Source organism: Psychrobacter sp. Choline-02u-9, from assembly GCF_002836505.1.
Taxonomy (GTDB): Bacteria; Pseudomonadota; Gammaproteobacteria; order Pseudomonadales; family Moraxellaceae; genus Psychrobacter.
This window is the reverse complement of record NZ_PJBF01000042.1, coordinates 22445-46563: the sequence shown is the minus strand read 5'-3', so window position 1 is coordinate 46563 and position 24119 is coordinate 22445. Positions and strand designations below refer to the sequence as shown.

Genomic DNA, 24119 nt, shown 5'->3' with positions numbered 1-24119 from the left:
GACTGCGAGCATGATAACGGAGTTTCAAAATAAATAAAAGTTATTATTCAACTGCCCTCAGTGCTCATTTACCTTATAACCTTCATAAATAGTGTCTCGCGCCCACCTATCAATGGTGACTAGGAGCGACGGCTGTCTATTATATTTTTCACAAAAGCGCCCAATGCCATAGATAAAATAGGCTAAAGCGCTTAAAATTTTTGGTGACTTATTATGATCAGTGTTTTTGATTTATTTAAAATCGGCATCGGCCCATCCAGTTCGCATACAGTCGGACCGATGGTCGCTGCAAACTTATTTTTGACCTCGCTAACTGAGCAGATGGAACTGACTGCAATTAAGACCATTGAGATTGAGCTGTATGGTTCTTTGGCGGCGACTGGAAAAGGCCATGCAACAGATACGGCTATATTGTTAGGACTGCTTGGACATACGCCTAGTACGATAGACACACGTATGACCAGTAGCTACCTATCTCCTATCTTCTCTGACAAGATTCTCAATGTATCAGGCACGCATACGATTGCTTTTGATACAGAGCAAGACATCTACTGGTATGACGATACTGTGCTGCCTTATCACCCTAATGCATTGACGCTACGCGCTATCTCAACTGAAGGCGTTCGCTATCAGCAGACTTATTATTCAGTCGGTGGTGGTTTTGTCATTAATGAAGAAGATGCGACTAACCCTGACGAAGATCATGCCAGTCCGACCATCGATAGAGTTCCCTATCCGTTCAATAACGCAGCAGAGCTACTAGAGCAATGTCGTGAGCATGATTTGAACATCAGCGAATTGGTACTGGCAAACGAATGTCACTTCCATACTAAAGAAGAAGTCTTTGCTTATCTAGATAGCATTTGGGAAGTGATGCAAGACTGCGTCAAACAAGGCTGTGAAAATGGCGGTATCTTGCCGGGCGGATTAGATGTAAAGCGCCGTGCCCAAGATTTGCATACGCAGCTGTGTGCTGAAAAAGACCAACCTATCACCAAGACTGATAAGTTAGCCGCTATGGACTGGGTCGATTTGTACGCGCTCGCCGTCAATGAAGAAAACGCCAATGGCGGCAAAGTAGTCACGGCTCCAACCAATGGCGCAGCAGGTATCATTCCTGCCGTACTGCACTACTATCGTGATTTTTTGCCCAACTACAGCCAAGATGGCGTTCGTAAATTTTTGCTAAACGCCACTGCTATCGGTAGCCTTATCAAGCAAAATGCTTCAATCTCTGGTGCTGAAGTCGGTTGCCAAGGTGAGGTTGGTTCTGCGTGTGCAATGGCAGGCTCTGCACTGGCAGAAATCATGAATGGCACACCAGCTAAATGCCTGAATGCAGCAGAGATTGGCATTGAGCACAATCTAGGTCTTACTTGTGATCCTATTGGCGGACTGGTACAAGTGCCTTGTATCGAGCGTAATGCGATGGGCGCAGTCAAGGCAATCAATGCAGCACGCTTAGCCTGTAGAGGCAATGGTCAGCACTTCGTCTCTTTAGATAAAGCGATAGAGACAATGAAGCAAACAGGAGCTGATATGTCTGATAAGTATAAAGAAACAGCACGAGGCGGTCTGGCGATTTATGCTGACAATAGAATCCCTACGGCAACGCGCGGTGTCAGTGTTAATTATAGTCAGTGCTAATCCGACTTCTCGAAAAATAATTTACTAACAATAAACACGTAAAAAGGCCTCTAACGAATTAGAGGCCTTTTTGTCATGTATAACTGCTTTATCGTCTATATATTGCTATCAATATTATTCAGCAGTTTTTGATACCACTTCGTTTAGAATCCATACTGGCTGCACGACATTTGAGCCTTCTGCTGTTACTGCTTCTTGGCGTACATCTAGGACATAACGATAGTTCGGCTCATAGGTAAAGCCCTGAATATTACCGTTTAGCGTAGTGTAGTTTTTCTGATAGGTTTGGCGATACTGCAAGCACTGTGATTCAACCATGCTGCCATCAGTAGCAGTCAAGTCACATACTGCTTTACGCGGTGCAATTTCTACTTCAAAACTCGGGATATTTACTACTTTTACATTCATAGGTTGTCCTTCAACAACCATTGTGCGCTCATCATCCATACTCATCGTAGAGCAACCAGAAAGGGCAAAAGTTGTCATCAATGCTGCAAGTGCTAATTTCTTCATTATTCAATCCTCAGATAATTGTTATTGATTCTTTATTAATAGTTTAGTTACTGGCTTAACTACTAACTTATGGTTGCTTAGATAAAATTATTATTTTGAACACCTTATCTTGCTTTGCTACAAGCTAATAAGGTTGTTTGCTTTTTACTGAAACCAGTATAGGTCGCTAGTCGTCTTACCCTCTATGACTACTTTGTAAATTAACGTCAGCTTTTGCAACTGATGTTAATGAAGCGTATTGAATAGCAGAGTGATTTGCTACTGAGCATATGTTTGACGTTAAAAAGCCAGAACAATATCTGTTCTGGCTCTTATACAACTATACAAATTATGTTTTATTGAAGAGTACTAGCTACGATAATCAGCGTTTATTTTGACATAATCGTATGACAAGTCGCAGGTATATACGGTATCGCTAGCATCACCACGTGCAAGGTCGATATGAATGGTAATCTCAGGTCGGCTCATGACTGTTTTGCCCGCCTCCTCTGTATAGTCAGGTGCAACACCGCCATTTTGACAAATCATTACCTCGTCTAGATACACATCAACTTGCTCTGTATCTAAATTTTCGATACCAGCATAGCCCACTGCTGCTAATATGCGTCCCCAGTTAGCATCACTGGCAAAGAATGCCGTTTTTACTAAAGGTGAATGTGCGACTGCATAAGCCACATCGCAGCATTCTTGCGTGGTTTGACCGCCAGTCACCTTGACCGTCATGAATTTAGTAGCGCCTTCGCCATCACGTACAATCAGTTGTGCCAGACGAACAAACACATCAGCCAATGCATCAAATACAGGCTGATAATGTGGATGCTCTGGACTATCAATCACCTCTGAGCTAGCAGCACCTGTTGCGATTAACACACAACAGTCATTGGTTGAGGTATCGCCATCGACAGTAATGCGGTTGAAAGACTGCTCATTGATAGCGCTTAGCATCTCTTGCAATAAGTCAGCAGCGATATTAGCATCTGTCGCCACATAGCCCAGCATAGTCGCCATATTTGGGCGTATCATTCCTGAGCCTTTAGACATACCAGTGACATGATAGCTAGTACCTGCTACATCAATTTTTTGGCTGGCTAATTTAGGAATGGTATCTGTCGTGCGAATGCCATTAGCAGCGGCTAGCCAGCTATCAGGCGCTAGATTAGCCAATGCATTATCCAGACCTGCGATAACCGCATCACTATTTAACGGCTCACCAATGACACCGGTAGAGAATGGCAATATCGTATTGGTATCTACACCGGCTTTGTCAGCTAATGCTGTACAGATATCAATAGCGCGGCGCTTACCATCAGCGCCCGTACCTGCATTTGCGTTACCTGTATTGGTGACTAAATAGCGCGGACTAACCTTAGCAAAGTGCTCACGCAATACTCGCACTGGCGCTGCACAAAAGGTGTTTTTAGTGGTGACAACCGCAGTAGTAGCTTTGTCAGATATTTCGATAACTACTAGATCATCGCGGTCCTTATAACGGACACCTGCCGCTGTGGCACTGAGTTTAATACCATCGATAGGATAGATAACGTCAGGTACTGATACATTTCCAACAGCCATAATAAAATCCTTATTTTTCAATTTTTATCGTTATTTACGGAATACTAAGTGATAAACACTACAGTCAGTTCAAGACAGTTCAGATCCAAGAAGAACTAGCTGCAGCACTACAATAAGCAGACTGAACAAGCTAATCATCGTATCTAATTGACATGATAATTGACTATATGTAGGTATCACGGTATATAAGTATTACGGTTTCTTTAGGTCAAATGCTGACCAAATCGGTGCATGGTCAGACGGTTTTTCCATAGCACGTAGCTCATAACTGATACCAGCATCGATACATTTATCGATTAAGTCTGAAGTGCATAGGATATGATCAATACGTAACCCGCGCTTAGGTTCATCATTGAAGCCGCGACTGCGATAATCAAACCAGCTGTATAACTCGGTACTCTCTGGATAATGCAGACGGTAAGTATCTGTCAGCTCACGTGACATCAATGCTGAATACCATTCACGCTCTTCTGGCAGAAATGAGGTTTTTCTGTTTTTCAGCCAACGCTTGGCATTAACTTCACCAATACCAATATCGATATCTTCTGGTGCAATATTCATATCACCCATGACGATAATCGAACGACCCTCCGCTTTTAGCGTATCAATATAAGCCATCAAATTGGCATAATAAGCGCGCTTCATTGGAAATTTGGTCGGGTGATCTTGGCTCTCTCCTTGCGGAAAATACCCGTTAAGTACATCTACTTCACGACCTTCAAACTCATAACGTGCATGGATAAAGCGCTTTTGGGCTTCTTCATCTTCGCCAGGAAAGCCCTTTTGTATGAATACAGGTGCAGCTTTGGATAACAGTGCAACGCCGTAATGCCCTTTTTGTCCAAAGTACTCGACGTGGTAGCCTAGACTTTCGATATCGCTAAGCGGAAATTGATCATCATGAACCTTGGTTTCTTGTAGGCCCATGACATCAGGATCGATTACCTCGCGCACTGCCTCGAGCTGATGCTGACGTGCACGGATACCATTGATGTTAAAACTGACAAAACGGGTCATAAACTGTCCTATACTGATTGGTTAGAATATAGCGCTCTATAAATGGGTGAAATATAAACGACTATGATAACAAATGTAAGCGGTTCTAGCGGTTGCATGGCCTGATATCTTGAGCTAGAGTAACTCTATTATAAGCACTATCTATTATTGGTCTATCTGAAACACTTTTATTCAACAATACTTATTAAAAATATCGAGCATCGCTATGACAACAATTAAGCAAAAAAATACGACATCAGCCATGAATGATGACCCCAAACCATTATTTGCTAAAGATTATAACGTCTATATTAACCATACTGATGCTGGCGGTATAGTCTATCACGCCAATCATTTGGTGTTTTTTGAAAACTGCCGACGCGACTGGTTTACTGAGCTTGGCTTAAATGGGTATTTTTTGCAGACTGACAGTGGTGAAGTACAGCATTTTGTCGTGAGTCAGGCGGACTTGCAATACAAAAGAGCCATTCTATTAGATGAGGTAATTAGCGTACGTATTGATAAAGTGGAGCTAAAACCTGCCAGCATCATATTTTATCAAAGTATCTATCGCAATCTACCAAATCATAGTACTAACGAAACAGATGATAGCCAGCTACTAAGCAGTACCAAAATCGTCATTGCCTGCGTACAAAATCTCGTCAAACCAGAGCCAATGAGTAATGACGAGATAGGCAGCGATAAACCAGATACTTCAGCGACAACCCCACCAATGCGTCCTATTCGTGTACCAAAAAAACTGCGCGTTACGATCGAACAGGCTATCTCTGAGCAAGTGCATGGTCAGCAGTAGAGCGCTATGAGCATAGATACGGGTAGAGTGTTGCTTGAATTTGATAACCTATGGGTACATAGCCAACGGACGATAAATGCTCAAAGCATTAAAAATAGCAAAGAAGCCTCGAATAAAATCTCTATGCCGTATAGCATTTATCAAAAATGGGCAAGCAAGCTAACCGCAGACGCTTCACTGGATAAAGAGCCATCAACTCCTGATCGAACGCTAATAAGCGGTGCGAGCGGTATGCTATTGTCAGGGCAAGTCACTGTTTTGACAGGAGCGTCTGGTAGCGGTAAATCAGTACTATTGCGAGTATTGGCAGGATTATTACCAATGAGCAGCGGTACTGTTCGTTTGCACGATGACACGTCGAGTAATGTTTATCACGATATGCATGAGACTGCGCCTATACGGTGGCGCCAGCAGGTCGCCCTACTTGCTCAGCATCCACAACTGTTAGACGGTAGTGTCCTTGAAAACTTACAAATGCCTTATCAATTATATGCTCACCAATCGCAGACTTTTGACATAGACTGGCATGTTGCTCAGCTTGAACACTTAGATAGAAGTGCAGATTTTTTGCAACAGGACGCCAAGCACTTATCTGGTGGCGAGCGCCAACTGGTCAATACATTGCGTCTATTACAACTTAGTCCAAAAGTTCTATTGCTAGACGAGCCAACTGCTGCTTTGGACATTGACACTTCAACACAGCTAGTCAACTTACTCATCAGCTGGTTGCGCGCAGATGCACAGCGCACACTCCTATGGGTGACTCACGACACAAAAGATATTATGCCTTTGGCAAATAGACATTGGCACATGCAAGCCGGTGTGCTCACTGCGGACTCTTGAAGAGCTTTTATCAGAAACATTTAATCAAATGAGTAAGTCTTCGTATAGTTGCTCAGACAATTTAGCACGTTAATAACCTTAACCCTCACCTTGTATTATTACTATAATTACTTTCTAAATAAGCTCATATGAGTGGTACGAATGATATGCAAATATTTCTCACTTATAGTGATATTGCTCTTGCCAGTAGTTTAATTATTATCGTGTTACTCATCTCTTGGCGGTTACGTTTAAAGCTAAGCAAGACCCTTTTAATAGCGGCACTTCGTACGATTATACAGCTTAGCTTTATTGGGCTGATACTGGCGTGGATTTTTGCACGTGAACAATGGTATGAAGTACTACTTATCTTAACGGTCATGACTTTAATTGCAGGAAGTGCGGCCAAAAATCGCGTTAAACGCAGTTATAGAGGATTATTGACAGATACGTTATTGGCAGTCGGTATCTCAGCAATACTAGTAACAGCGATTGCGATTATAGCGATTTTGAATGTTGAGCCTTGGTATACACCGCAATTCATTATTCCTATATTGGGTCTGATATTAGGTAACTCTCTGACTGCCATTTCGTTGACGAGCAATCAATTGATTGAATCCTTTCATGAGCAATCAGGGCGCGTAGAAATGATGCTCAGTCTATCTGCTAAGCCATTCGAAGCCGTCCATGAGCAGATAAAAGCAGCTATCACCAATGGCATGACTCCAACTTTAAACTCTATGCTAGTCGTCGGTATTGTTAGCTTACCAGGCATGATGACGGGTCAAATCCTAGCGGGCGCCGATCCCACTCAAGCCGTACGCTATCAAATAGTCACTATGTTCCTGATATGTGTCAGCAGCACGCTTGGCTGCACTATTAGTGCATTACTCATCTATCGACGTTTCTTTAATAGAAAAGATCAATTCATTTTACCGCAATAATTTTGGCATCTAAACTCCTTTGTATTTTATCAGCTTACCAATATTAATTAACTAATCCTTCTTTTGTCAGCCAGCAAAGTTACTATATTCTTATAAGTTAATATATGTACTGATCAGTATCGCTTACTGTTATTGTTTTAGACTAAATTCATGCTAATGTATTGCTCAAATGTATCGTTTTTTTGATACTTTATTGGTAAGCAGCAGATAAATAGTTTTAGAACGAGCATTGTTTTTTTTACTAAACATTTTATTTGTTTGTTCTATTTAATGCTTTATCTAAATACTCATTAAATAGAATGCTGTTATAGCAGCAAAAAGACTAGCTATTAATCAATAGACAGGGATGCTATTGATTACGGTAGATACCACTTAAGTAAATGGTGGTTTGTACCATTGATAGATTGATAACTACCTTTTCAAAATACTTTAGCCTATATCAAATCGCAAGGATGCTAACTATGATATCGAACAAACCTTGGCTTTCTCAATATCCAGCCGGTGTGCCAAAAACCATTAATCCCGATAGATATAGCAGCATCATGGAGCTGTACGAAGAATGCTTCGATCGCTTCCGTGGACATCCAATGAGCATTTGTATGGGAGTGACTCATACTTATGGTGATATTGATAATGCTTCAATGGCAGTCGCCGCTTGGCTACAGAATCAAGGCTTGCCAAAAGGTAGTGTCGTCGCTCTCATGATGCCAAACGTTCCACAGTATCTGCCCACCATGATTGGAATACTACGTGCAGGCTACGTTTGTACCCCTGTTAACCCACTATATACTGGCCGAGAATTACGCCATCAGCTTAACGACTCAGGTGCCCAGGCAATCTTTGTGGTTGATAACTTTGCCCAAGCGCTTGAGCAAGTTATTGAAGAAACGGCTATCAAACGTGTAATCCTATCGAAGATGGGCGATATGATGGGTTTGAAAGGTATTTTGGTCAATACAATTATTCGTCAGGTCAAACGCTTAGTACCCAAATACAACCTTAACGATCCTAAGTACCATGTCACTAAGTTTCCTGAAGTATTGAAAAAAGGTAAAAACCTACCTTTTCAGCAACCAAAAATGTCTTTGGATCAAAAAGCATTTTTACAATATACAGGCGGTACCACAGGTCTTTCGAAAGGCGCTATTTTGTCACAGCGTAATATCGTAGCAGCAGCGATGCAATCAGAAGCATGGACTCGCCCTATCACGTCAGAAATCAACGAAGTGTATATCAATATGGTGATGGCACTGCCGTTGTATCATATCTTCGCATTTATGTTGAGTTTACTTGGTATGCGTTCAGGCTATACCTTTATACTAGTACCTAATCCACGTGATATTCCTGGATTTGTTAAAACCTTGTCAAAACAGCCGTTCCATATTTTCCCTGCGGTTAATACCCTCTTTAAGGGGCTGCTCGATAATCCTAATTTTAAAGATTTGGACTTTAGCTCTTTACGTATCTCACAAGCTGGTGGTATGGCGGCTACTGAGCAAACTGCGAATCGCTGGTTAGAAGTAACTGGCTGCGCGATGATCGAAGGTTGGGGTATGACAGAAGGCGTTGCAGTCGGCACCGCCAACGTTATTACCAATCGTGAGTTTAACGGTACTATCGGTGTGCCAGCACCTGGCGTAGATGTTATTATTATCGATGAAGACGGCAGGCATGTAGATCTAAACGAAAGGGGCGAGCTATGTATTAAAGGCCCTAACGTAACCTCTGGATATCTGAATAGAGACAGTAGTGCTGATTTTACTAGTGATGGTTATTTCCGCACTGGTGATATCGTCAGCATGGATGACAAGGGTTATATTAAACTGCTAGATCGCAAAAAAGACATGATCTTGGTTTCAGGCTTCAATGTATTTCCAAACGAAATTGAGTCCGTGATGCTTGATTGTGATGGTATTCTTGACTGCGCGGTAATTGGCATTCCTGATAGTCATCAAGGTGAAGCGGTCAAAATATACGTAGTACCTGAAGACAATAATGTTACCAAAGAAGTGATTACAGATTTTGCGTTAGACAATCTAACGGGTTATAAGTGTCCACGTCACATTGAGTTTGTGAGCGACTTACCAAAGAGTAATGTCGGTAAAGTACTGCGTCAAAAATTGCGTGAAAAACACAATGCAGACTACCCTCAAGTATAAATAGAGACAATTTTTAAAAAATTCTAAAAACATGAATTTATTTTTACTAAAGGCATCTTACAGTAATTGTAAGATGCCCTTTTTGTATATTTATTTTCTGTCATTCAAATATAAAATTTCTCTATTATAATTACTACAAATCTACTTTTATATCCAATTATATGACATTTTTTGAATAAATTTCATGTTAATTACTTGATAAGAAAGTAAATTATTTGTCTAGGTATTTTCTGATTATTCAACATATATTGTTTCATTTATCAAATTTAACTGTAAACTATCAAGTTCTTGTATAAGAATAACAGGCACGGTTGTAGTTATGTTAATGTATTGCCAAAATGTGTCACTATACTTTCTGTTATTTTGATCTTATATAATTATGATTCATATCGATTGATTAGCAGCATTACTAGTAGCTATTTTCATTACCAAAACATTAATTGGTTTTTTAATCTGATGAGCTATTTATGCTCTGTGATTAAATCAAACTTTATAAGGGCCCCGTATTTTAGCAGTATGTGAACATATAGGATAGCACTCGACAATTTCTTGCTAACGGAACAGCGATTTAAATTGTTGACATGGATGTGACTACTTTTTTATAGAGCCTTAATTTATTTTAATATTTAAGGACGCTAATCATGACTGTAGATAAACCTTGGCTTGCTCAATACCCAGAAAATGTACCCAAGACGATTAATCCTGATCAGTATGAAAGCCTCATAGAGTTATATGAAGAGTGTTTTAACCGCTTTCGTATGCATCCGATGACTATCTGTATGGGTGTGACGCATACTTATGGTGATGTTGATAACGCTTCACTGGCAGTAGCAGCATGGTTACAAGCTCAAGGTTTACCTAAAGGTAGCGTAGTGGCTCTCATGATGCCGAACGTTCCACAATACCTACCGACTATGATTGGTATTCTGCGTGCAGGTTACGTTTGTACACCTATCAATCCGCTATATACAGGCCGTGAGCTACGTCATCAATTGAACGACTCGGGCGCTCAGGTTATTTTTGTTGTGGATAACTTTGCTCAAGCTTTAGAACAAGTCATTGAAGAAACCAATATCAAACGTATCGTGCTGTCAAAAATGGGCGATATGATGGGTTTAAAAGGTATTTTGGTCAATACAGTCATCCGTCAGGTCAAACGCTTGGTTCCAAAATACAACCTGAACGATCCTAAGTACAATGTCACTAAATTCCCTGAAGTATTAAAAAAGGGAAAAAACCTACCGATTCAAGCACCAAAAACCACCCTACAACAAAAAGCGATCTTGCAATATACAGGTGGTACGACTGGATTATCTAAAGGTGCTATCCTAACACAACGTAATGTCGTTGCTGCTGCTATGCAATCAGAGGCATGGTATCGTCCTGTGACCTCAGGTATCAATGAAGTATATATCAATATGGTTATGGCCTTACCGCTATATCATATTTTTGCCTTCATGCTAAGTCTGCTTGGTATGCGTTCAGGTTATACCTTTATCCTAGTGCCTAATCCGCGCGATATGCCTGGGTTTATTAAAACGTTATCAAAACAACCATTCCACATCTTCCCTGCTGTAAACACTCTATTTAAAGGGTTACTTGACCAACCAAACTTTAAAGACTTAGACTTTAGCTCGCTACGTATCACGCAAGCAGGTGGTATGGCGGCAACCGAGCAAACCGCAGCACGTTGGTTAGAAGTGACTGGTTGCCCCATGGTTGAAGGTTGGGGTATGACGGAAGGTGTGGCTGGCGGTACTGCCAACGTTATCACTGATCGCAAGTTCAACGGTACTATTGGTATACCTGTACCGAGTGTCGATATTATCGTGATTGACGAAAACGGTGAGCGTGTTGGCATGCATCAAGCAGGCGAGATGTGTATCAAAGGTCCAAACGTTATGTCAGGATATTTTAATAAAGACAATAGCAATGACTTTACTCGCGATGGCTACTTCCGCACAGGTGATATCGTTAGCATGGATGAGAAAGGCTACTTTACTCTACTAGATCGTAAGAAAGACATGATCTTAGTTTCAGGCTTCAATGTATTTCCGAATGAAATCGAATCTGTCATGCTTGATTGTGATGGTATCGTCGATTGTGCCGTAATTGGTATTCCTGATGAAAATCAAGGTGAAGCGGTTAAAATTTATATAGTACCTGCTGACAATAACGTCACTAAAGAAGTCATCAAGGAATTCGCACTTGAAAATTTGACTGGTTATAAATGTCCACGTCATATTGAGTTTGTCAGTGAACTACCAAAGAGTAATGTTGGTAAAGTACTGCGTCAAAAGCTGCGTGAACAGCATATGTCAAACAACCCTCAAACGTTGTAATACTTGCCGTGCTGCTTCAGAGTAAATAAAAGAAGAAGCCCACTACAATAGTGGGCTTCTTCTTTCTGCATTAATGAAACCAATTTTATTAACTTAGTTTATTCATCACCTGTAATGGTAAGTGCTTCATCGCGTGACTGACCATAGACCAAGGCAGGCTCGGTACACAGGCTTCATCTACGCCCGCTTCAATAGCCGCGACAATGGCTTTAGTACCAGTATCTGTATCGACTTCGAACGGTAATGGTTTGGAGCCTTCGTTGATTTCAGTGCGAATATAACCTGGGTAAATCGTAGAAACTTTAATAGGTAAATTGGTCAAAAGCATATCAGCACGGATGCCTTCTGCTAAGTGAGCCAAGCCAGCTTTACTTGCACCATAGGTTGTCAGATGCCTGGGCAATCCACGCATGGCTGACATGCTAGATATCACGACCAAATGCCCGCTGTTCTGAGCACGGAAGATATTCATGGCAGCTTCACACTGTGCCAGTGCGGCGACAAAATTGACATCAGCAGTGCGACGATTGGTTTCGAAATGTCCTTTACCAATGCGGCGGCTATCACCAATACCCGCATTGACCACTACTCGCTCAATACTACCAAAGTCATCTGCAAAAGCATCAAATACTTGAAAGACCGTATCGTAATCACTTACATCTAATGCTTGGTATTCGACTCGGATATCAGGGTACTTGTCCATCATCTCTGATTTTAGGTGCTCTAAACGATCAGTACGACGCGCACATATAGCCAAGTTGTAGCCAAGGCTAGCAAACAGTCTAGCCATGCCCTCGCCCAGACCTGAACTGGCACCTGTGATAAGCACCGTTTTACCTTTGCCTACTTGCTGCTGACTCAAGTCTTTTAGATAGCTTGCAGGTCGAACCGCGCCTACTATCTGGTTTTTGCTATGGCGCGCACTTTTAGCAACCAATTTTATTAATTTGTTTTGCATGTACCGTCCTTTGTATATCGATATTGCACAGAATCAAATCGGTATTTCTTAGTATAAACGTCGATAAGGCTTATACTTTAAGCAGATATGACACTATATTAACCGCAAATCATGTGTAAATTTACCGCCATGTCACAAACGGTTTGCCATCAGAAAATAAATGACTGTATTCATTTAAAGACAATAAGCGAGAACTTTGATTCTTTAAAGTAATAGAGGTCACACCCGTATTAACCAAGCTTTTATTCAGCTGATAAGCAGTCTGACTACCTTGTTGCAATAATTGTGCAGTGATTGCAGCGATGACACCGCCTGAAGTGAATACGAGTACGGTGCTGTCCTGATCTAAGCTCATACTTGCTACTTTTGTACGTACTTGTTCAAGGGCTTGCTGTGCACGATCATTAAACTGTGGCCAACTTTCAAGATAATCTTGGTCATTGTCACCAGCATGCCAGCGCTGCATCGCTTGATCAAATAGCTCAGCCAGTCGCGTGGCTGGCGATTCTGCTTTGGTGATTTCAGCTGAGATGTCAGATCGATTACCAGATGCCTCTGCTGACTTAACGAACACGTCTTTATGATTAAATTCATCAAACTGCGGCAGAATATAACTATCTGGCTGATCAAAGTTGATTGCGGGCGCAGTAGCTGTGCCATTGCTATTATTAACATGTACAGACGATTGGTAACGCTCCCAAAAATGACGTGCTGAGTCTTGCTGTCGAACCAACCTACCAGTAAATATGGCATCGATGCGGCGCTGTGTGGCTGCATAGTGCTGACCTAGCATTTGGGCTTGGATAGTGCCTAGTTCTGAGAGTTGATCATAATTTTCTTGTCCAAAAGACGCTTGGCCATGACGTGCTAAAAGTATGGTTGTCATAAATTCTTACCTTTTATCATATTTGCTAAAGTACAGTTTGCTGAATGCTTACGCTTCAGGAGAGTCAGGTGCTTTTGCAAAATAACCTTTTGGTAAAATACTTTTGACCACTTTTTGAACAGGGCTTGGCAACTGCTCGATAGCAGCAGCATCTACACCTATGTCTTCTAAATGCGGCTGAACATACGCATTGAATAAGGCTTCGCCTTCATATTGCGCAATTAGCTTCAAACATTTAGCATGCATGACATGTATAACGAGCCAAGCATTTTTGAAAGCTGGATTGGTGGTTTGCTTATGATAATAACGATAGTAGATTTGCTGAATAATGCCTGAAAGGCGGAACAATCCGAACACTTCATAAAAGGTCCAGTTATCTATCTCTAAACCTGACTGTTTTAGATAATATTCAACCACTTCATCACGTGTCATCATGCCTTCTAAATGTGTTGGCTGACGACGGAATTGCTGCATGATGATATTGTCATCTTCTTCAATCCAGTAAGCCAACGCACTACCCAAGTCCATTAATGGATCGCCAAGGGTTGCCATCTCCCAATCGAGCACGCCAATAACTTTGGTCGGCTCATCTGCATCAAGTATGACATTGTCAAAGCGCCAATCATTATGAATGATACAAGTTTTGCTATCAGCAGGCGTGTGCTTAGCAAGCCATTGTCTAACCAGTGCAAAGCTCGGTACGTTAGGTGTCTTTGCTTTGACATAACGTTTATCCCAACCACTGATCTGGCGTTCGCAATAACCTTCACCGCGGCCCAAATTGACCAAATCAGGATGCTCGGTATAGTCTATCTGATGCAGCTCTACCAAAGCGTCTAATACATTGGTGCAAAGCAGACGCGTTTGCTCAGGATTTAGATCGATACCTTCTGGTAATTCTGCACGAGGAATAATACCTTCCATCCGCTCCATCACATAAAAGTCAGCGCCGATAACAGCTTCATCCGTACATAGCGCAATCATCTCAGGTACATAAGGATAAGCATCTTTTAATGCTTTTTGAACGGTGTACTCACGCACCATATCATGGGCAGATTTTGCCTTGGTACCTTTTGGTGGACGACGTAATATGAGGTCTTGGTTTTTATCTTCACCCTCATACTGTAGTCGATACGTCCAGTTTGATGCGCCGCCTGAGAACTGAGTGACCTTAGGCTCGCCTACCACGTCGACGCCTTGACCGCGAAGCCATTCACTGACTGCTTTGGCATCAAGCTCTTCACCTTCGCGTACGGCACCGCCTTTGTCTAGTACTTTATTATCAGTTGCCATGAGACATTCCTTATCATGTGGTCATTTATTTTTATAACAGATATGCGAGCCAGTTCTCAATTCAGTTTATCTCACTCTTCTCACTATTTTTGAAATGAGGACTCGCTTTAGTGATGAAAAATTCACTACTAAGTCGTTAATAGTGAATTTTCAATTAGCATTTTGATTGGCTTATTCTTGATAGTTGCGTGAGCAAATCAAAACTAACTCACACAACCGTTTGTTAAGATTAAACTTAAGGCTAAGCTTTGTCAGATTTAGCAGAACGACTAAAGCCCTGACGTTTTAGTTCTAGCTTAGCAATCATGGTTTTATGTACTTCATCTGGACCATCTGCTAAACGTAGTACACGTGCTTGCGCATAAAAATTTGGTAACAAGGTATCTTGACATACGCCCATACCACCATGAATCTGAATCGCCATGTCGACGACTTCTTGTAGCACAGTTGGCGCCACTACTTTGATAGCAGAGATTTCAGTCAATGCGGCTTTGGTGCCTTGAGCATCCATTTTTTGGGCGGCGTACAATGTGAGCAAGCGTGCTTGGTCGATTTTGATACGGGCTTCGCTGATACGCTCAAAGTTACCACCCAATTGTAGTAATGGCTTACCAAAGGCAGTACGTGACATACCACGCTTGACCGCTAACTCAAGAGATTTTTCGGCAGCACCGATACAGCGCATGCAATGATGAATACGGCCTGGCCCTAGACGACCCTGCGCAATCTCAAATCCCTTACCAGGCCCACCAATAAAGTGGCTGACTGGCACACGCACATTTTCAAAGCTAATTTCACCATGGCCGTGCGGTGCATCATAATCACCAAACACTTTAAGCATACGTTTAATATTTACACCTGGTGTGTTGACTGGCACAAGTACCATCGAATGCTGATGATGACGGTCTGCACTTTCATCCGCGGTATATGCCATCACAATCAAAACATCAACCGCTGGATCGCCAAGACCAGATGACCACCACTTACTACCATTGATGACAATCTCATCACCATCTACTACGGCGGTTGCTTGCATATTGGTTGCATCACTTGACGCCACGTCAGGCTCAGTCATACAGAATACAGAGCGTGTCTTACCTTCTAGGATTGGGGTAAGCCACTTGTCTTGCTGCTCTTGAGTACCGTAGCGCCATAACAGCTCCATGTTGCCGCTATCAGGGGCATTACAGTTAAATACATGAGGTGCTAGCAAACTACGACCAGTCAATTCTGCAATAGGCGCATAATCAGTGACTGACAGTCCTGCACCTAGTGTGTCATCTGGCAGGAATAAATTCCACAAGCCTTCTTCACGCGCTTGCTTGCGCAAATTTTCGTAGGCTTCTGGCCACTCCCAGTTTTCCCAATTACCATCAGGGTTTTTCTTATGACAATCTTCCCAGAATTGTGATTCGATAGGCTCAATATTCGTTTCGATGAACGCTTTGACTTTGGCATGCATGGCTTGACCATGTTCTGTTGCGGTAAACATTAAATTGTCGTTAGACATAAATGACTTCCTTTTCTTTATTGATTGTCTAAATCAAATGTTGATAAAAAGCTCTACTAGAGCTTTAGTGCACGCACGTATACTGTTTTCCGTGTGCTACATTTATAACACAGCAATTGTCAATAAACAGCAAAAAGGCGCGACCAGCTAGGCCACACCTTTTACAAAATATAAACAATGTATCTAAAAATTTCTGAGCACTGAAATACCATTATTTAACTATCATAATGATAACTAACATTATTTCAGAATATTTAGGCGACTATTTAAATCAAAACGTGCAAGTGCATTAGGTAATTTATCTACAGCCATGCTCAATGTCGCTTCTGCTGCTTGAGCCAATCCTAACTTTTCTGCTAACGTCGGCTTCTGACGTGAATAAAGTGCGTACACTTCGTTGTCTTCCATACGTTCCAAAATATAGCTGTCTGACGTTTGCAAGCTATCAATCAAATTAAGTTTTAGCGCATCTTCGCCATACCAATGTTCTCCAGTGGCCACTTTTGCCACATCTAATGTTGGGCGATAGTTATTGACAAAGTGTTTAAATAGCTCGTGTGTCTGCTCCAGTTCTTCTTGGTACTTGGCACGATCTTCAGCATCGTTCTCACCGAACACAGTAACTGTGCGCTTGTAGTCGCCCGCAGTAAACATCTCATAATCGACGTCATGATTTTTTAGCCATTTATGGAAATTTGGCAGCTGTGATACCACACCAATTGAGCCAATAATAGCAAATGGTGCTGCTATTACCTTGTCTGCAACACAAGCCATCATATAACCACCGCTTGCCGCCACCTTATCAACACAGACTGTCAGTTTTAAACCAGCATCTTTTAGGCGAACCAATTGTGCTGCGGCCAAACCATAGCCGTGTACCAAACCACCGCCTGATTCGAGACGGACGATAACTTCGTCACCTTTATTTGCGGTACTAATTAGAGTACTGATTTCTTCACGCAAATGTTTGACCGCAGTTGCTTTGATATCACCGTCAAAATCGAGCACAAAAACTTGTGCCTTATCATCAGAATGTTTTTTCTTATTTTTGGTTTTTGCTTTCAATGCTTGCTTGGCTTTTTTGGCCATGACTTTTTTGAACTGTTTGAGGGCAGCTTTGCCTTGGGTAGCTTCCATCAAATCTTCACGGCACTGCTTTTGAGCATCATTCAAGTGGCGTATTTTAAGCTCAACAAGGTTTTTAGGGGGATGAAATAGCATGGTTACAAATCCTCAAGTCAGTAAATATATTGATATGGCTGTTTTTATTAGCGTGCGGTTGATATGTGCACACTAAGCGGTGTTTTCAAGCATGATGACAATATTTAACCCAATATAAATATCACTGAATAAACACCTCAGATACTTGCAGACTCCCGTTCTTTGATTGAACTCAGCCGGTTGTATAACAAAGGCAGATTAGGCATAATATGCGTTTATATCAAATTTTCTGCAGCCAACGTGATGACCATATGTCTTAATCGCGTTGTTTGTGTGTTTTTTTTGCAAATAGCTTGAAACGCACAACAATGGCTGCATTATTGTACTTCGAATTGGGCTGATAACTGGATAACCATATTATGACGCAAAGCACTATGACGCATAGCGAATACCGAGACGAGTATTGCGGAGCCGTAACCGAGAGCTTGCTTGAGCAAACCATTAGTATCGTAGGCTGGGTACATCGTCGTCGCGATCACGGTGGCGTGATTTTCTTAGACATGCGTGACCGCGCTGGTATCTTACAGGTCGTGGTCGACCCTGATACCCCAGAAGCTTTCGCAGCAGCAGATGCTGTACGTCCTGAATACGTGCTAAAGATAACTGGCCGCGTACGTCGCCGTTATGAAGGTACTGAAAATAATAATATGACCAGTGGCCAGATTGAGCTATTGGGCAAAGAAATTGAAGTACTGGCTAAATCTGAAACGCCGCCATTCCCATTGAATGACGAAAAAACGACTGTATCTGAAGACTTGCGTCTAAAGTATCGTTATCTTGATATGCGTCGTCCGCAAATGCAAGAGCGTATGGTGTTCCGTGCCAAGGCAACTTCAGCGATTCGTCGTTATTTAGACGACCATGGCTTCTTGGATGTTGAGACACCTATCTTGACTCGTGCAACGCCTGAAGGTGCGCGTGATTATCTTGTACCATCACGTACTCGTCCAGGTAACTTCTTTGCCCTGCCGCAGTCACCACAGCTATTTAAGCAATTATTGATGGTGTCAGGTTTTGACCGTTATTATCAAATTGCTAAATGCTTCCGTGATGAAGATTTACGTGCCGATCGTCAGCCTGAATTTACTCAGGTGGATATCGAGACTTCTTTCTTAAACGAAGAAGAAATCATGAACATCAACGAAGGTCTTATCAAGCATTTGTTTAAGACAATGATGGACGTTGAGTTCGAGCAGTTCCCTCGCATGACTTACGCTGAAGCCATGCGTGACTATGCATCAGACAAGCCTGACTTACGTATTCCTCTAAAGTTGGTTGACGTTGCAGATTTGATGAAAGACGTTGACTTTAAGGTATTTGCTGGCCCTGCTAACGATCCTAAAGGTCGTGTGGCTGCCCTACGTATCCCTGGTGGCGCATCATTAAGCCGTAAGCAAATCGATGCTTATACCAAGTTTGTTGGTATTTATGGTGCACGCGGTTTGGCTTATATCAAGGTCAATGACGCTAGCAGCATCAACAACGGTGTGGATAAAGAGTCAGGCCTACAGTCTCCAATTATCAAAAACATGACTGATGACGTGCTTGTGAGCTTGATCGAGCGTACTGCTGCAGAAGATGGCGACATTATCTTCTTTGGTGCGGATAAAGCCAGTGTCGTGAATGATGCAATTGGTGCATTACGTCAAAAAATTGGTCTAGATCTTGAAATGACGACTTGTGAATGGGCACCACTTTGGGTAACTGACTTCCCAATGTTTGAAGAAACTGACGATGGTCGTTGGACGTCAATGCATCATCCGTTCACTAAGCCTAAAGGCTCAGTTGAAGAGTTGAAAAACAACCCAGAATCTGCCCTTTCTATCGCTTATGATATGGTATTGAATGGTACTGAAATTGGTGGTGGTAGCTTACGTATCAATACTTACGATATGCAGCAAGCTGTACTTGAAGCCTTGGGTATTGGTGAGCAAGAAGCTGAAGACAAGTTTGGTTTCTTACTTGATGCCCTAAAATTCGGTGCGCCACCGCATGGCGGCCTAGCATTTGGTTTGGATCGTTTGATTATGTTGATGGTAGGCGCAAGCTCTATCCGTGACGTTATCGCCTTCCCAAAAACCAAAACAGCTGACTGCCCATTGACCCAAGCACCTGCTGGCGTTGATAGCAAACAACTACGTGAGCTTGGTATCCGTGTGCGTGAAAAAGCACAGGCTGATACCAGCAAGCCTGCTGAATAAATCGTTTGATGATGCGCGGTTGCTGTCTACAGTGCTTGTTACGTGATTCATTACCATGTGAGTGGTCATGAATCCGTATCATATTTTCAAAGTCGTGCCATTGTCTGTACTGCAGATGCTGGCACGTTTTGCCGCTTGGGTTATCATTAAGATACCCAGTCTAAGTATCATGCGTACCATTCAGATCAATATGGCGCTGATTACTCATACACTGTCTGAGCAGCAAAAGCGTGCATTGACCAAAGACATTATTTATCATCAATGTCTGACCAGTATTGAATCTATAAAAAGCTGGGCGATGCCACCTGAGTGGAGTATCGCTCAGATTCGTGATGTCCATAATAAAGACATTCTTTTAGAAGGTCTTGCCAATCCAAATGGCATGCTTGCTATCGTACCGCATCTCGGCACTTGGGAGATGATGAATGCTTGGCTCAACCAGTTTGGTGCGCCAACTATTATGTATAAGCCAGTTGACGGCAAATTCGCTAACGAGTTTATCCTTCAGGGTCGAGCCCGACTCAACGCGACTTTGGTACCTACTGATGGTAGCGGCGTCAAAGCCGTGTTTAAAACGCTCAAGCAAGGTGGTTTTAGTATTGTACTGCCAGACCACGTTCCAGAGCCATCAGGTGGCGTTGTCGTTCCATTCTTTGGTATCAAAACACTGACCAGTACCCTTGCCTCCAAACTGGCCAGCAAAACCAAATGTGCGCTAGTTGGCTTATCTTGTATTCGCCGTACCGATGGACGCGGTTTTGACATTTACTGCTACAAACTCAATGATCCAGCCTTGTATGACCGCAATGCTGAAGTGGCGACTCATGCTCTCAATCAGGCAATGGAGCGTATGATTACAGACAACTACAGTCATTATATGTGGGGCTATCGCCGTTTTAAGCGTATACCAAACTTAGGCAATCCTTACCGAAAAGATAAAGAGACTTTAGCAGCCTTTATCCAATCTCACCATTCTAGCGTTTCTAGTCGCTCTGCTAGCGATATCAACGATAGCGTTAAAACTGACAATGTTAAAAACGATAGTACTGTTAAAAGCGATAACACTAAGCTCGACAATCATTAGTCATCACCAACCTAGCGTTGCACTATTTAGACATACCATCAGTTTAGACGTACCATCAGTCACAGCTATGCTAATATTGGTTGAACTCTATATTTTTTTACTTTTATTAGTCCTTCATTTATCTGACTATTATCTCAATGCGAGTGCATTATGACATCTGACGTAACTAAGATCTCATCTACAGATCCTAATCAAACCAGCACAAATGCTGCTGAACAGCGTTATATCATCTGTATGAAATGGGGCGACAAATATGGTCCTGAATACGTCAATCGTCTCTACAACATGGTTAGTCGACATCTAACCCTAGATTTTCAAATGGTTTGCTTGACCGATGACAGCACAGGTATTGACCCTGCGATTGCGTGTTATCCGATACCCGATATGGATTTACCAGCAGGTCCTGAACGTGGTTGGAAGAAACTGACCACCTTTAAACCTAAGCTATATGATTTAAAAGGTGTGGCTCTATTTTTAGATATCGATATCGTCATTGTCGATAATATTGATGCGTTTTTTACTTATCAAGCTGAGCATGAGGACAGTGTCGTCATTATCCGCGACTGGAAAAAACCTTGGCGCATGATTGGTAATAGCTCTGTCTACCGCTTTAATATTGGCATGAATACCTATCCTGATTTGCTGTCCAATTTTGAGCGGAACTTTGAAACCATTCGCACCCAAGTACGTCACGAGCAGGCTTACCTCTCTAACTATTTGCGTGAGCATCACCACTTAGAGTATTGGGATAAAACATGGTGTGTCAGCTTTAAGTACCAATGTATTGCGCCGATTCCTTTTAACTTTGTACGCACACCTACTCTGCCGGATGATGCCAAAATCGTTATCTTCCACGGTGAGATTAACCCGCCCGATGCAATTGCTGGTAGTGGCGGTAAATGGTATCGACATGTGAAGCCAAGCCCATGGTTAAAAGACCATTGGCAATGAATGCTTAGTAATTAACCATATGTAGACAATTTATAATTAGCGTAAAGGCTGTGTATTAAGATATAAGATAGGTGAAATAAACGACTGGAAAATAGTATGGCGCTATATTTAAGATTACCTGCTACTGCTGGTTTCAATATTGATAATGAGCTCATCATTATCAATGCTTTTAATGCCAATGAACCAGCACAAAGCCTGCATGGAAAAGACGTCAATATTATCGCCTCAGGACCATCTATACAGCAGCTGCCGTTAGCAGAGCTCCTAGATACGCCTGCTATTTTTGTTAATGGCAGTATCAGCCTGGTTGGGCAGCATCAGTTTACCGATATTGCTGGTTACGTCATCAGTGATGCGCGCTTTATCAATCATCAGCCTGAGATTTTACAGCAGTACTATACAGGGCAACCTCTATATGCAACGTTAGCTGTCTTTGAAGCGATGGCCACCACGCACCCTGATATTATGCGAACGTACCATCATGCCATGCGAGTGTTGTACCCAGTAGATAGGCCATGGGGAGTGAAGTCAAACAAGCTATCTTTTAATAAGCTGATCTTTAAGAAAAAATTACTCAATAAAAAAATGCCGCTATCCTACTTTATCAATAATCCAAACTTTATTATTGATAGTAATCATAAAGCGGCTGACATTGGCGTCTCTCTTAACATTACTCATGGCTTTGTGGAAGCAGGCACTGTCGCCTATGTAGCAGCGCAGTTGGCTTTTTCACGTCAAGCAGCGAGTATTCATCTGTACGGTATTGACCTGCTAAACAGTAAGCAACCACGGTTTTATGAAAATAAAAACAATAGTGCGCCAAGTATGCTTAGCAAAGTCATGAACGAGCGCATTGTCCCTTCGTTTAACTTGCTCGGCAGAATCTATCAATCGCATGGTGTACCCGTCATCAACCACTCTCCTATCTCTAAATCGCTATTCGACACTTTCTAGTTGATGACTCGCAATTAATAACCTCTACTTGATTGCGTTTAATTAAGAACCACTACACGTTATAAATCCTCATTTTTATCTGAATCTAAAACAGAACCAAACGCTAAGTACTGTCTTGCAATATGTTCAGGCAGTAACTGCTGGTTTAGTGGCACTATATAATCTGTAAGGTTGTCTATGGCTTGGTCGATAAGCATGGCCAATCCATCAATATCACTTACCGCAATCAAGTTCTGCTCGGGTAATAGCTCTCGTGGACCAAAAGGACAATCCGTACTGATTACTGGTACGCCCAGTGCTTGCGCCTCTACGATGACATAGCCAAAGCCTTCAAACTTAGAGGTGAGTACCATCAGTGCAGCTGATCTAATTAATGGATAAGGGTTGGTCTGGAAGCCTAAAAACTTAATACAATCGCTAATATTTAGTTGGACAGCCAACTGTTCAATCTCTGCTTCAAGCCTACCTTTACCTACTAGCACTAATGGCAGCTTTCGTTCTGTTTTGGCATACGCCTGTAGCAAGTCTCGATGACCTTTCATGTCATCAAATGAGGCGACATGTATAATGTACTCTTTATCTACTAATCCGAAATGTTCAAGATGGCTAGATGCTGCTGCTTTGGTCTTTATACCAGTAGCATCACAAGGATTATAGATTGTTGTGGTTTTGGTGATATTTCCTATAAGAGCAATCAAATCTTGGCGTGCACCCTTACTCACACAGCTACAAGGATGAGCGCCATAGACCAGTTTCAAATGATTTATAGTCTGTACTGGCGACTCTAATAATTGGTTTTGGAACTGCTTAGATAGCGCCGTATGCAGTACATTTACGATGTTTGGCAACTGGCTATATGCCATAATCCAGTTTATTTTATAGATATTAGCCAGTATCAAATCTGGCTTCCCTATTTGGCTAAGCACGTAAGTGTCAATACGCTTAGCGACTGATTCGTAGGCTTGTGCTTGCGTAGATTCTGGGTCGAGATTCTGCTCAGAAAACACCTCATCATATGGCACGATGTGATATTGCACACGAGCGTCTAGTAGCATATCTTGCGTCGCTTCCAAACATAGAATATGAGTACGATAGCCCATATCTGCATAAGTGCTTGCCAACGTCGCAACCATACGCTCAGCACCGCGACCTTCAAGCGCTTTTAAAATAAATAGAATAATAGGTGGCATTGGTGTCTCAGCTTGGTTTTTTAACGGTATAGGCATGATAGGTTAGCCAAATGAATGCATCT

19 protein-coding genes are annotated in these 24119 nt (G+C 42.1%); 10 read left to right on the top strand and 9 right to left on the bottom strand.

Going from position 1 to position 24119, the window contains the following annotated elements:
* The first annotated feature begins 213 nt into the window (after nucleotides 1-213).
* A complete protein-coding gene (locus CXF69_RS03840) occupies nucleotides 214-1647 on the top strand; it encodes an L-serine ammonia-lyase (RefSeq protein WP_101204450.1) in 1434 nt (477 codons plus the stop codon).
* Nucleotides 1648-1761: 114 nt separating this feature from the next.
* Here the strand turns inward: CXF69_RS03840 and CXF69_RS03835 are convergent, their stop codons facing one another.
* The 3 genes from CXF69_RS03835 to xthA form a co-directional block, all read right to left on the bottom strand.
* The gene (locus CXF69_RS03835) at nucleotides 1762-2160 is read right to left on the bottom strand and encodes a DUF4377 domain-containing protein (protein ID WP_101204449.1); all 399 of its coding nucleotides are present in this window, start codon (nucleotides 2158-2160) and stop codon (nucleotides 1762-1764) included.
* Between the two features lie 348 nt (nucleotides 2161-2508).
* On the bottom strand, nucleotides 2509-3732 hold the full coding sequence (gene argJ / locus CXF69_RS03830) for a bifunctional glutamate N-acetyltransferase/amino-acid acetyltransferase ArgJ (RefSeq protein WP_101204448.1): 1224 nt from the start codon (nucleotides 3730-3732) through the stop codon (nucleotides 2509-2511).
* 192 nt (nucleotides 3733-3924) lie between these two features.
* Entirely contained in the window at nucleotides 3925-4749 is an 825-nt protein-coding gene (xthA, locus tag CXF69_RS03825) for an exodeoxyribonuclease III (protein ID WP_101204447.1), read from the bottom strand.
* Nucleotides 4750-4954: 205 nt separating this feature from the next.
* Between xthA and CXF69_RS03820 the strand changes: the two genes are divergently transcribed.
* The 5 genes from CXF69_RS03820 (at nucleotide 4955) to CXF69_RS03800 (ending at nucleotide 11809) form a co-directional block, all read left to right on the top strand.
* Complete coding sequence (locus CXF69_RS03820; protein ID WP_101204446.1) at nucleotides 4955-5542, top strand: thioesterase family protein; 588 nt, start codon at nucleotides 4955-4957, stop codon at nucleotides 5540-5542.
* 6 nt (nucleotides 5543-5548) lie between these two features.
* Nucleotides 5549-6385 carry an ABC transporter ATP-binding protein gene (locus CXF69_RS03815; RefSeq protein WP_101204445.1) on the top strand — a complete coding sequence of 279 codons (837 nt, stop codon included), beginning with the start codon at nucleotides 5549-5551 and terminating at the stop codon, nucleotides 6383-6385.
* A 146-nt stretch (nucleotides 6386-6531) separates the two neighbouring features.
* On the top strand, nucleotides 6532-7308 hold the full coding sequence (locus CXF69_RS03810) for an ABC transporter permease (protein WP_227522871.1): 777 nt from the start codon (nucleotides 6532-6534) through the stop codon (nucleotides 7306-7308).
* Between the two features lie 461 nt (nucleotides 7309-7769).
* On the top strand, nucleotides 7770-9467 hold the full coding sequence (locus tag CXF69_RS03805) for an AMP-binding protein (protein ID WP_101204443.1): 1698 nt from the start codon (nucleotides 7770-7772) through the stop codon (nucleotides 9465-9467).
* A 641-nt stretch (nucleotides 9468-10108) separates the two neighbouring features.
* A complete protein-coding gene (locus CXF69_RS03800) occupies nucleotides 10109-11809 on the top strand; it encodes an AMP-binding protein (RefSeq protein WP_101204442.1) in 1701 nt (566 codons plus the stop codon).
* 88 nt (nucleotides 11810-11897) lie between these two features.
* On the opposite strand, the gene CXF69_RS03795 is transcribed toward CXF69_RS03800, so the two are convergent.
* The 5 genes from CXF69_RS03795 to sohB form a co-directional block, all read right to left on the bottom strand.
* Nucleotides 11898-12767 (bottom strand): SDR family oxidoreductase, encoded by an 870-nt coding sequence (locus CXF69_RS03795; RefSeq protein ID WP_101204441.1) that lies wholly within the window; start codon nucleotides 12765-12767, stop codon nucleotides 11898-11900.
* A gap of 121 nt (nucleotides 12768-12888) precedes the next feature.
* Nucleotides 12889-13653, bottom strand: a complete 765-nt coding sequence (locus tag CXF69_RS03790) for a histidine phosphatase family protein (RefSeq protein ID WP_101204440.1) — start codon at nucleotides 13651-13653, stop codon at nucleotides 12889-12891.
* A 48-nt stretch (nucleotides 13654-13701) separates the two neighbouring features.
* Nucleotides 13702-14946 carry a phosphotransferase family protein gene (locus CXF69_RS03785; protein ID WP_101204439.1) on the bottom strand — a complete coding sequence of 415 codons (1245 nt, stop codon included), beginning with the start codon at nucleotides 14944-14946 and terminating at the stop codon, nucleotides 13702-13704.
* 241 nt (nucleotides 14947-15187) lie between these two features.
* Entirely contained in the window at nucleotides 15188-16438 is a 1251-nt protein-coding gene (locus CXF69_RS03780) for an acyl-CoA dehydrogenase family protein (protein ID WP_227522877.1), read from the bottom strand.
* 258 nt (nucleotides 16439-16696) lie between these two features.
* Entirely contained in the window at nucleotides 16697-17677 is a 981-nt protein-coding gene (gene sohB, locus CXF69_RS03775; RefSeq protein ID WP_101204437.1) for a protease SohB, read from the bottom strand.
* 374 nt (nucleotides 17678-18051) lie between these two features.
* Here sohB and aspS point away from each other — a divergent pair, with 374 nt between their 5' ends.
* The 4 genes from aspS (at nucleotide 18052) to CXF69_RS03755 (ending at nucleotide 22867) form a co-directional block, all read left to right on the top strand.
* Nucleotides 18052-19878: an aspartate--tRNA ligase gene (gene aspS / locus CXF69_RS03770; protein WP_101204567.1), complete on the top strand. Its 1827-nt coding sequence runs from the start codon at nucleotides 18052-18054 to the stop codon at nucleotides 19876-19878.
* A 67-nt stretch (nucleotides 19879-19945) separates the two neighbouring features.
* Nucleotides 19946-20962: a lysophospholipid acyltransferase family protein gene (locus tag CXF69_RS03765; protein WP_101204436.1), complete on the top strand. Its 1017-nt coding sequence runs from the start codon at nucleotides 19946-19948 to the stop codon at nucleotides 20960-20962.
* Nucleotides 20963-21112: 150 nt separating this feature from the next.
* Complete coding sequence (locus CXF69_RS03760) at nucleotides 21113-21913, top strand: glycosyltransferase (RefSeq protein ID WP_101204435.1); 801 nt, start codon at nucleotides 21113-21115, stop codon at nucleotides 21911-21913.
* A 96-nt stretch (nucleotides 21914-22009) separates the two neighbouring features.
* Complete coding sequence (locus CXF69_RS03755) at nucleotides 22010-22867, top strand: hypothetical protein (protein WP_101204434.1); 858 nt, start codon at nucleotides 22010-22012, stop codon at nucleotides 22865-22867.
* A 59-nt stretch (nucleotides 22868-22926) separates the two neighbouring features.
* Here the strand turns inward: CXF69_RS03755 and CXF69_RS03750 are convergent, their stop codons facing one another.
* Nucleotides 22927-24093 (bottom strand): glycosyltransferase, encoded by a 1167-nt coding sequence (locus CXF69_RS03750; RefSeq protein ID WP_227522870.1) that lies wholly within the window; start codon nucleotides 24091-24093, stop codon nucleotides 22927-22929.
* Between the last annotated feature and the right edge of the window lie 26 nt (nucleotides 24094-24119).